The 10,582-nt window shown below is 45.3% G+C and carries 8 protein-coding genes; 4 read left to right on the top strand and 4 right to left on the bottom strand.

Annotation, left to right across the window (positions count from 1 at the left end):
- Nucleotides 1–187: 187 nt before the first annotated feature.
- The gene (locus RWX26_RS11140; RefSeq protein ID WP_314581787.1) at nt 188–820 is read right to left on the bottom strand and encodes an SGNH/GDSL hydrolase family protein; all 633 of its coding nucleotides are present in this window, start codon (nt 818–820) and stop codon (nt 188–190) included.
- Nucleotides 820–1,614, bottom strand: a complete 795-nt coding sequence (locus tag RWX26_RS11135; protein WP_268689272.1) for a Cof-type HAD-IIB family hydrolase — start codon at nt 1,612–1,614, stop codon at nt 820–822. Before RWX26_RS11135 ends, RWX26_RS11140 begins: the two co-directional genes overlap by 1 nt.
- Nucleotides 1,615–1,798: 184 nt before the next feature.
- Here RWX26_RS11135 and RWX26_RS11130 point away from each other — a divergent pair, with 184 nt between their 5' ends.
- From RWX26_RS11130 to RWX26_RS11120, 3 genes are all read left to right on the top strand, one after another.
- On the top strand, nt 1,799–2,440 hold the full coding sequence (locus tag RWX26_RS11130; RefSeq protein ID WP_268689271.1) for a GntR family transcriptional regulator: 642 nt from the start codon (nt 1,799–1,801) through the stop codon (nt 2,438–2,440).
- A 247-nt stretch (nt 2,441–2,687) separates the two neighbouring features.
- A complete protein-coding gene (locus RWX26_RS11125; protein ID WP_268689270.1) occupies nt 2,688–3,878 on the top strand; it encodes a glycine betaine/L-proline ABC transporter ATP-binding protein in 1,191 nt (396 codons plus the stop codon).
- A 14-nt stretch (nt 3,879–3,892) separates the two neighbouring features.
- Nucleotides 3,893–5,617 carry an ABC transporter permease/substrate binding protein gene (locus RWX26_RS11120; protein WP_268689269.1) on the top strand — a complete coding sequence of 575 codons (1,725 nt, stop codon included), beginning with the start codon at nt 3,893–3,895 and terminating at the stop codon, nt 5,615–5,617.
- 106 nt (nt 5,618–5,723) lie between these two features.
- Here the strand turns inward: RWX26_RS11120 and RWX26_RS11115 are convergent, their stop codons facing one another.
- Nucleotides 5,724–7,853, bottom strand: a complete 2,130-nt coding sequence (locus tag RWX26_RS11115) for a transglutaminase domain-containing protein (protein ID WP_314581776.1) — start codon at nt 7,851–7,853, stop codon at nt 5,724–5,726.
- Nucleotides 7,854–8,126: 273 nt separating this feature from the next.
- On the bottom strand, nt 8,127–9,572 hold the full coding sequence (locus tag RWX26_RS11110) for a glycoside hydrolase family 1 protein (protein ID WP_314581773.1): 1,446 nt from the start codon (nt 9,570–9,572) through the stop codon (nt 8,127–8,129).
- Nucleotides 9,573–9,677: 105 nt separating this feature from the next.
- Here RWX26_RS11110 and RWX26_RS11105 point away from each other — a divergent pair, with 105 nt between their 5' ends.
- Nucleotides 9,678–10,550: an AraC family transcriptional regulator gene (locus tag RWX26_RS11105; protein WP_002929196.1), complete on the top strand. Its 873-nt coding sequence runs from the start codon at nt 9,678–9,680 to the stop codon at nt 10,548–10,550.
- Nucleotides 10,551–10,582 lie beyond the last annotated feature (32 nt).

Here is a 10,582-nt window from a genome sequence, read left to right as displayed (position 1 = left end):
GATAATCTTCATGATGCGCCATTCCGCATTGGAAATTTGCATGACCTCTCCTTTCTAAATCTACATTTGTAAATCTTATAATCCTATTTTACCTCTAAGATTTACATTTGTAAACCAAAAGTTTTAAAAAAAAATCTTCCTTTGAAGATTTGTCTGGTTGGGCTTTTTTCGCTCCCTATTTTTATCTCTATAACGTCTCCTGCAAAGCCTTGGACAGGGCTGCATAGCCAGCAATGGTCAGATGGAGGCCGTCCCTTGTGTAGTCTGGGCGCAGCTGGCCTCCCTCGTCCAGAAAAGCATCGTAGAGATCAATAAACTGGACATTCATGTAGGCGCTAGCCAGCTGGCGATAGGCCTGATTGAGGGCCTGAATCTTTTCATTGCTGCGGACATAGACTGTGCTCTTGTAGGCTGGAGCTTCATTGACCGGCAGGACCGACAGCAATCGGATCTGAGTCAAAGGATAGTCACGAGAAATCTCCTGAATGACGGCTTCCAAATTGGCCAGCGTTTCTGTCTGAGGCATCTCCTTGCCAATGTCATTGGTACCTATCAGGATAAAGACCTTATCCAGTGCCTGCCCAAAGAGATGGGCATCTAGGTTTTCTAAAAGCAAATCAGTCTTATAGCCCCGAATGCCGCGGTTGACCAGTCTTTTATCCGTCTGCAGGAGCTCATAGAGAGGATAGTATTCCACAATGGAGTCTCCGATAAAGATGATGTCTGGCTCCTTGACGGAGACTTGATTGAGTTCTCTGTAGTTTTGCTGCAATTTTGCCTGCTCCTTGAGAAGCCATTCTTCTAATAATTGTACTGCCATTATTCTTTTTCCTCTTCTAAGTATTGCTCAATCACCTGTAGAACACCGGCTTCTGTATTGGCCGGCGCTAGGTAATCTGCTACCTTTTTGACCCGCTCATCGCCATTCTCCATAGCGTAAGAAATACCAGCTAATTCAAGCATTTCTACATCATTTTCACTATCGCCAAAAGCCATGATTTCCGAGCTTTGAATCTGCCACTTAGCCATCAGCTGCTGCAAGCCCCAAGCCTTGTGCATCCCATCTTGGAGGATGTCAATGGCTCCATAACCGCTGGCCACAGCGCTCAATCGGCCTGCAAAATGCTGATTAATCAGACGAGCATGCTCTGCTGCTGCAGCCTCTTCTACCATCATACTCATTTTCAAGACCTTGTCAAAGGGATAATCCTGAAGTCTTGGCACAAAGTTCATCCGCTTATGAAAAAGCTGAGCCATTTCCTTGGTCATAACCAGCTGAAGCTCCCTTTCACGCCCAGCAAAGTAAGCCAGTGCATCCCTAATCAATCCGGCTTCCCAGAAGCTGCTCATGCTTAGCTGGTTCTTTTCAAAAATCCTCGCTCCGTTGGCGACTACCAAGGTCATTCGTTCTACCAAATCTCCCAATAGCAGACGCATTCGTGGAATTTCATTACCAGTAGCCACCACAAAGCGAATGTCTCTCTTCTCCAATTCATCTAAAATAGTTGTCAGACGAGGCAAATCCAGCTGTCCCTGTCCGTCCAGTAAGGTTCCATCCATGTCTGTCGCTACCATCTTTACAGTCATCTTTTTATCCATTTCTATCTTTATCATCTGGTTTTTACTGTTCCTTTTCCAGAAGACCTCTAACTTTTAGACATATTATACTACTTAAAAAAGTAAAAAGAAAGGCAAGAAGAGGCGGTTAAGACGGTCGATTTTACAAAGGGCACTTTTCAATCTTCCAGTTTTATATTATAATCATAGCTATATTCCTGTCGTAAAATTGGAGGTCCTCATGAGCAAAAAAGAAGTCGCATTCCCACGCTACCAGCAGATTGCCGTCGCCATTGCCGAGCGAATCGTTGACGGCAAATATCCCATCGGAAGCAAGATCTATGCCCGCTCTACCCTAGCCAGCAACTTCAATGTCTCCCCTGAGACAGCCCGCAAGGCTATTAATGTGCTGGTAGACCTGGAAATCATGGAAGTCCGCCACGGCAGTGGAGCCTTCATTTCTTCCAAGGAAAAAGCCCAGCAGTTCCTCGAGACCTATAAAGATGTCAACTCTCTGCAGGACCTCAAAAGCAAGCTCCACCAGAGCATCCAGCGCCAAGAGGAAGAATTTGCCAACTTTTCCCAGCTACTCAATCAGCTTCTCAGTCGTACCAAGGATGTCCAGCAGCGCTTCCCTTTCAATCCCTACGAGCTCCAGCTCTCAGCAGACGCCATCAACCTAGGAAAATCTATCAATGAACTCAATATCTGGCACTCGACTGGCGCTACCATTGTCGCAGTCCAGCAGGGAGACCAACTCCTAATCTCGCCTGGTCCTTATACCAAGCTGGAAGCCGGCAATACCATCTATTTTGTTGGCAACGAATTATCAGTCGCTTTGATGCATAATTTATTTTTTAATGAAATTGAAACAAACAAGTGAAACAGCACTTGTTTTTTCTTTGTCAAAAAAACAGAATAGACAGGCGAATCCGCTGTCTGACAAGGTTTTTATGACTTTCAGAAATATTCTAGAAAATCAACCTCCTTTTTTATAATAGCCGAAAAAGGCCGGTCTGACGGTCTTTTGGGTTTGACAAAGTGACCACACGATGTTATACTGTGATGGTCTTTTAAGTGACAACTCATCAAAATAAATATGTAGTCACTTGTGTAAAAGGAGAAATACGTTGAATAAACTAGAAGTAAAACATTTGACTAAAATTTTCGGAAAAAGGCAAAAGCAGGCACTGGAAATGGTGCAGCAAGCCAAAAGCAAGACGGAAATTTTAGAAAAAACAGGTGCTACTGTCGGAGTTTACGATGTAAACTTTGAGGTTCAGACCGGAGAAATTTTTGTCATCATGGGACTGTCCGGTAGTGGGAAGTCTACCCTTATCCGCCTGCTCAACCGATTGATTGACCCAACATCAGGCGACATTTACATTGACGGCCAAGATGTGGCCAAGATGAACGAAGAGGAGCTGCGTGACGTTCGCCGCCACAAGCTCAATATGGTCTTCCAGAACTTCGGCCTCTTCCCACATCGGACCATTCTGGAAAATACTGAGTTCGGTCTGGAAGTTCGAGGTGTTGATAAGGAAGAGCGCACGCGCCTAGCTGAACAAGCTCTGGACAATGCTGGTCTCCTGTCCTTCAAGGACCAATACCCCGATCAGCTCTCTGGTGGGATGCAGCAGCGGGTTGGTCTGGCTCGAGCTTTGGCCAACAATCCTGATATTCTGCTCATGGACGAAGCCTTCTCAGCTTTAGACCCCCTCATCCGCCGAGAAATGCAGGATGAACTGCTGGATCTGCAGGCAGAGCATGAGCGTACCATTATCTTTATCACGCACGATCTCAATGAGGCCCTGCGTATCGGTGATCGTATTGCTATTATGGCTGACGGTCAGATTATGCAGATTGGCACCGGTGAGGAAATCCTGACCAATCCAGCCAATGACTTCGTTCGAGAGTTCGTTGAAGATGTGGACCGCTCCAAGGTCTTGACTGCCCAGAATATCATGACAACGCCACTGACCACCAACATTGACATCGACGGACCAACCGTGGCCCTTAATCGCATGAAAAAAGAAGAGGTCAGTATGCTGCTGGCTGTGGATAGGAAGCGGCATCTCAAGGGCAGTCTGACTGCCGAAGCCGCCCGCGATGCCCGCAAGGAGCATCAAGCACTGGCTGAAGTGATTGATAAGAACGTCCGCAAGGTCACTCAGGAAACCCTGATTACCGATATTTTCCCGCTGATTTACGATTCACCAGCGCCTCTGGCCGTTGTAGATGATAAGGACAAGTTGGTCGGCGTTATTATCAAAGGTCGAGTCATCGAAGCCTTGGCCAATACTACTGAATCTGAAGAATAAGGGAGGTTCGCATTTTGAATATTTTACAACAGCCAATCCCCGTTTCTCAATGGGTTGAGTCCTTTACTAACTGGGTAACTGATACCTTCTCCGGGCTTTTCTCAGTCCTTCAGGCTATCGGAAACGCCATCATGAATGGAATGACAGACACCCTGCTCTTCATTCCGCCCCTGCTCTTTATCGCAGTCATCACTATTTTTACCTATTTGATTTCCAAGCGTAAGCTGGGGCTGCCCCTGCTCACCTTCCTAGGCCTGCTCTTTGTTTACAACCAAGGCCTCTGGGAAAATCTTATGAACACTGTGACCTTGGTCATCGTCTCCAGTGCCATTTCCATTATCATCGGTATTCCACTGGGGATTTGGATGGCTAAGAGCAATCGTGTCGAAGCAGTTATCAAGCCCTTGCTAGACTTTATGCAGACCATGCCGGCCTTTGTCTACCTGATACCGGCCGTGGCCTTCTTCGGTATTGGTATGGTGCCTGGGGTCTTTGCCTCTGTCATCTTTGCCCTGCCACCGACTGTCCGCTTTACCAATCTAGCCATTCGTCAGATTCCGACTGAGCTGATTGAAGCGTCAGACTCCTTCGGGGGCACTGGCAAGCAGAAGCTCTTCAAAGTTGAGCTGCCTCTGGCAAAAAATACTATCCTAGCTGGGGTCAATCAGACCATCATGCTGGCTCTGTCTATGGTCGTTACCGCCTCTATGATTGGAGCGCCAGGACTGGGCCGCGGCGTTCTCTCTGCCTTGCAGCATGCCGACATCGGTTCCGGCTTTGTCAATGGGGTATCTCTGGTTATCCTAGCTATTATTATTGACCGCCTGACCCAGAAGCTCAACCAGCCTCTGGCTAAAAAATCACCGGTCACTGCTAAGGAAAAACGTAACAAGATTATGCTCTGGTCTGCTCTGGCTGCTATCATCCTGACAGCCTTTGTCGGAAATCAAGTGACCAAGCTTCAGCAAAGCAAAAAAGAAAAAGTCAACCTTGCCTATGTTGAATGGGACTCCGAAGTTGCCTCAACCAATGTCGTAGCGGAAGCTCTCAAGGAAATGGGCTACGATGTCACCATCACACCGCTGGACAATGCCGTTATGTGGAAGTCCGTTGCTAATGACGAAGCCGATGCCATGGTTTCTGCCTGGTTGCCGACTACCCATGCTGCTCTCTATGAGGAGTACAAGGATAAGCTAGTGGACTTGGGGCCAAACCTTGAGGGCGTTAAGACAGGGCTAGTCGTACCAAGTTATATGGATGCTGACTCCATCGAAGACCTGTCAGACCAAGCCAAGAAAACCATCACAGGTATTGAGCCCGGCGCTGGTATCATGACCGCGACTGAGAAGACTATGCAAGAATACAGCAATCTCAGTGGCTGGAATCTTTCTTCTTCCTCAACAGGAGCCATGACCACTGCTCTGGATCAAGCTATTAAGAATAAAGAAGATATCATCGTAACCGGCTGGTCACCACACTGGATGTTCTCCAAATACGACCTCAAATACCTCAAGGATCCTAAGGGAACCATGGGTGGCAAGGAAGCTATCCACACTATCACTCGAAAAAATCTAGACAAGGACTTACCAGAAGTCAACAAGGTCCTAGACAACTTCAACTGGACTCAAAAGGACATGGAAGAAGTCATGCTTAAGATTAACGAAGGCAGCTCACCAGAAGCCGCAGCCAAAGAGTGGATCAAAAACCACCAGAAAGAAGTCGAAAGTTGGAAGAAATAAAAGCATAGAAAAACCCTGAGATACTGTTATCTCAGGGTTTTTGATTGGCTTCTTCCTTGCCTTACAAGACTTAGGCATCTTTTAAAGATTGCTTCTATTTGGATCATCATTCTTTAATAGCATCTTCGTATCTGTCAAAGGCATAGTGGCTCTGTGCGTAGAGTGGATTATCCATGGCCAATAGCAAGTATTCATTTTCTGTTTTATTGCTGTCTCCGTCAGAGTCATTCCAGGTAACATCTAAAGCCAGCCACTGACCATCTACTTTTGCGAAGTTCCAAGCATGCGGGTCAAAATCATCTGTATTTCCACTCACATACATGGTTTCGAGACCAGCTTCCTGAGCAAGAGCCTGGAAGGTTACAGCATAAGCTTGACAGACTCCCTTACCCTCAAATAGCGGACCAGTAATATCAAAACTAGATTCATACTTGCGAATACCGTCTTGCATATCCTTAAACGCTTTTGAAATAGCTTCTTCTGATTCTTTATTCTCAATAGATGTTTTGTAATTCAAAAAGCCTTGGTAAGCAGCCTTATCATAGCTAATATGCTCAATCATATACTGATTAATTGCCTCAATCTTTTCTCGGTCGCTCATCTGATCTTTGATGATGTCTTTAACAATCTCTTTGACTTTTTTTCTGGCCTTCTTATATTTGGCTGTTTCATCAGCATCATATTTAAAACTTACCACATGTTGCTTAGCATCAATGGCAGGAACTACTCCCTGCTGAATCACTGGATTTTGCTCTAAAACATCGTGAAGCAATTCACTGACATCTCCTTCACTCAGCTCCGGAAACTCACTGTAATCAACATATTCAGCATCTGACAGAAGAGCCTTGGCAAAATATTCCTGCGCTGCACTTCTGGCTGCCACTCTTTCCTCAATATCACTAACATCATGAACGACTGTTTTACCCTTGAGATCCAAGTCAGCCTGCTCTACGCTGATATATTTCTCTGAAACACCAGACTTGCTTTCCTCTTTATTGACCTTTTCGTTATGCCTATCTACAACAGGCTGCACTTCTTCGACACTGGCCTGTTCAATGAAAAAGTCCGTTTTGACAGTAGGCATGCCCTTGATAGAGACCAGACATCTGACATCCCGGCCTTCTTTTTCGATTTTTTCATAGACAATTGGAAAGTTCTGAATCTGGCCATCCATCATCTGCAGCGGTGCTTCTTCAGGAATATTTCCTTTCTGCCGCAGAGCGGAAACCTGGTCAGAAAAAGTCCGAAAATCGATTTGATTCGGCATCAGTTTCGCAAAGCTATCAGATGAGATAGGATTGCTGATAGTTCCTAAAGCTTCTTTGTCTTTAAGGGGAACAACAAGGAGTTCATAAGGCTTTTTCTCAACCGTTTTCTTACTGTAATCCTGGTCGTAAGCCTGCAGCAACCGTTGTCTGGCAAGAATTGGATCATCACCAGAACGGTCTCCGTTGCGGCTATCATAGTGGGTAGGCAAATCTGTCCGATAGACTGTCGAAGTGACCCGATCGACCTCTTTATAGTTGTAAAGACCTGTCTTCGTATCACTGCCAGGCATGGTCACATACTCTCTTTTTATAATGGAATAAGAGTCCGCTCCCGATACTTCGGTCCATTCCAGCTGCAAGCGACCATCTCCGAGCAGGCTGCTCTTAGTTTTCAGAGCTAGCTTGTCACGCCCTTTCTTATCTATCTTAACGATCCAAAGTTTTGGCTTTTTAAGTTTTTTACCTGTTCGCTCATCATCCCGTTGCAGCAAATAGAGCGTATCAAAAACACCCCAGCTCTCACCTTGCTTGGCTAGACCATATTCCGTATGCTCTCCATTTGCCTCCACTCTAGTCGCAGAGAAATGATAAGCTGGCTCAATCACTATCTGCCGCTTATCATTCATCTTAAAGTCACCCCCTAAAATAGCTCGTAAGTTGCTGTCCCCATAAATTTCAAAGGAAGAAATTAACTCAGTCTGTCCTGCATGTGGCAGTGTCTCAAAATCGTTAGGCTTTTGTACCTCTGTCGGAAATGTAATAGGCTCATTTTCCTTGATCTGAATGACCTTTTCTTGGACATCATAAGGAGTATTTTTGCTGTATTTTTCTCTCAGCTTACGAACACTTTCCGAAAATTGGCTGCCTTGCTCTCCCGGACCTCCACCGTTCTTTTGAAAAAGACTGCAGCCCATCAGAAAACAAATCAACAGAGTAAGCAGAGAAATGAAACGGATTTTCCTACTCATGATTTCCCCTCCTGAAGTAAAAATTCTTAATATATTATACCATATTTTATTTGAGGTGTCTTTGTTTTTTTGTAAACGGATTCAAATATCTGCAATTTTGCGAATAAACTCTTAATTTTTTTATAGAGACAGCTTCCCTCAAACTACTGCATTTTCTCCTCTTGCTTTTAAAATCAAGAGGCTTCAGCCAATTCCCATCTTAAAATATAGAAAAACCAAGCCGGATAGGACTTGGTATATTTTATAGGAGCCATTCTATTTTGTTTAAGTCATTCAATCCTGATAGAGACTGTCTCCATTCGTCGCAATGACTTCTTTGTACCAATCAAAAGATTTTTTCTTATAACGGGCTAGGGTTCCGCTACCGTCATCGTTGCGGTCAACGTAGATAAAGCCGTAACGCTTGCTGAGTTCTGCCGTGCTGGCTGAGACCAGGTCAATACAGCCCCAAGTTGTGTAACCTAGCAGTTCTACGCCATCTTCCAGCGCTTCTCCTACCTGCTGTAAATGCTGTTTGAGATAATCAATGCGGTAGTCATCTTCAACCGTTGGGCCAGTTAGACCATCCACCAAGACATCCTTGGCACCGAGACCATTTTCCACGATGAAGAGAGGGAGCTGATAGCGGTCATAAAAGCTATTTAACACCAAGCGCAGGCCGACTGGGTCAATCTGCCAACCCCATTCTGAGCTAGCCAGATGAGGATTTAGGATGCCACCTAGAAGATTGCCTCGGCCGGAAGAATAATTTTCCGGATCATGAGCCGCAACCACACTCATGTAGTAGGAGAAGGAAATAAAGTCTACAGTATTTTCAGCTAAAAGCTCTTTGTCGCCCGGCGTAAACTGAATCTCAATCCCATTCTTCTTGAAGAAACGATTGATATAGGCTGGATATTTTCCACGCGCATGGATATCAGAGAAGAGGTAGTTTTGATTTTCAAATTCCCGAGCTGCCAACACATCTTCTGGCTTAGGTGTCATAGGATAGGCTGGCATAGCCAGGACCATACAGCCAATCTTAAAATCAGGATTGATCTCATGACCAATCTTCGTTGCTAAGGAAGAAGCCACTAGCTCATGGTGGACCGCTTGATAGAGGTCCTGCTTGGATAGTTCTTCAGCTGGCGTGGCAATGCCCCCACTCATAAAGGGAGCATGGAGAACAGAGTTGATTTCATTAAAAGTCAGCCAATACTTGATCTTGTCCTTGTAGCGGGTAAAGACCGTTCGGACGTAGCGCTCATAGAAGCCAATCAAATCACGGTTGGCCCAGCCATTGTACTGACGCGCTAAATGCAGGGGAGTTTCATAGTGAGACAGGGTAATCAGCGGCTCAATGCCATATTTGGCCAGTTCGTCAAAAAGATTGTCATAGAATTGCAGACCAGCTTCATTGGGCTCCAGCTCGTCCCCATTTGGGAAAATCCGAGACCAGGCAATGGAAGTCCGGTAGACCTTGAAGCCCATCTCTGCAAAGAGAACAACGTCCTCCTTATAACGATGGTAGAAATCAATTCCTTCCAGTTTGAGATTATCTGGTGTCGGTCCCTCGGTAATCAAAGGATTGCGGTCACCTGGCTTGGTTGGCACTCCGCCTTTTGGAGTCACATCCTGAACAGACAGGCCTTTTCCATCCAGATTATAGGCACCTTCATACTGGTTGGCTGCAGTTGCACCGCCCCAGAGGAAATTCTGCGGAAATTTACCCATTTGCATTTTCTCGCTTTCGTTTTTTTTGTATTTATATTATAATAGTTGTCAAACATATTTTCTAACACAATTATCTTAACAAATTGTACTATTCTATGAAAGAGTGTCCCCATGATTGATTTAGGCCAACTACATAAAAATACCGTTTTTAAAAACCAAGGAACCCCTTATTCTCTGACCCGCACCATCACTGAGAATGGTCATCCAGATATTCTTTTCCACTGGCATACCGATGTTGAAATGATTTATGTCCACGAAGGAAAAGCACAATTTCATATTGACGACGACTACTTTAACAGCGAAAAAGGTGATATTATCCTGATTCGTCCCAATGCCCTGCACTCCATCCACCCCATCAACGACGAGCGCCATTATATGGACGCCATTAATTTTCATCTAGATTTGATGGGCTACTCTGCCATGGACCAAGCCAGCATCAACTATCTGCAGCCCCTCTACAATGGTCAGCTGGATTTGACTCATGTTATCAAGTCCAATGATAGAGCCTATGCGGAGATTCGTCAGTGCCTCTTAGCAGCTATGGAAACAGGCTATTTCCGCAAATCTCACTACGAGTTTCAGCTCAAAGCCCAACTCAACCAACTCTTCTACCTGCTCTTTGAGAACGGCTATGTCATTTCCAAAGACCTGTCACCCGAAGGCTATCGCAAGGAAGAAAAAATTCGCTCCATCATCGACTACATCAATGCCCACTACCAAGAAGACCTAAATATTGACCAATTGGCTGGCATCTGTGGCTATAGTTCGACCCATTTCATGAACTTCTTCAAGAAGCATCTGGGCGTTTCCTGCATTGAGTACCTGATCCAATTCCGCCTGCGCAAGGCGGCCGAACTCCTGCAGCACTCCAATCTCTCTGTACTGGAAATCTCCAGCCAAGCAGGCTTTAATAACCTGTCCAACTTCAACCGCCAGTTTAAAAAATACTACCAAATGACACCAAGCCAGTATCGGAAGAAATGAAGCGCTAAAATAGACAATAAAAACGAATACCT

This window comes from uncultured Streptococcus sp. (genome assembly GCF_963536705.1).
In the GTDB taxonomy this organism is placed as follows: domain Bacteria; phylum Bacillota; class Bacilli; order Lactobacillales; family Streptococcaceae; genus Streptococcus.
The sequence above is the reverse complement of the archived record's forward strand: the minus strand, read 5'-3'. Positions and strand labels throughout refer to the sequence as shown.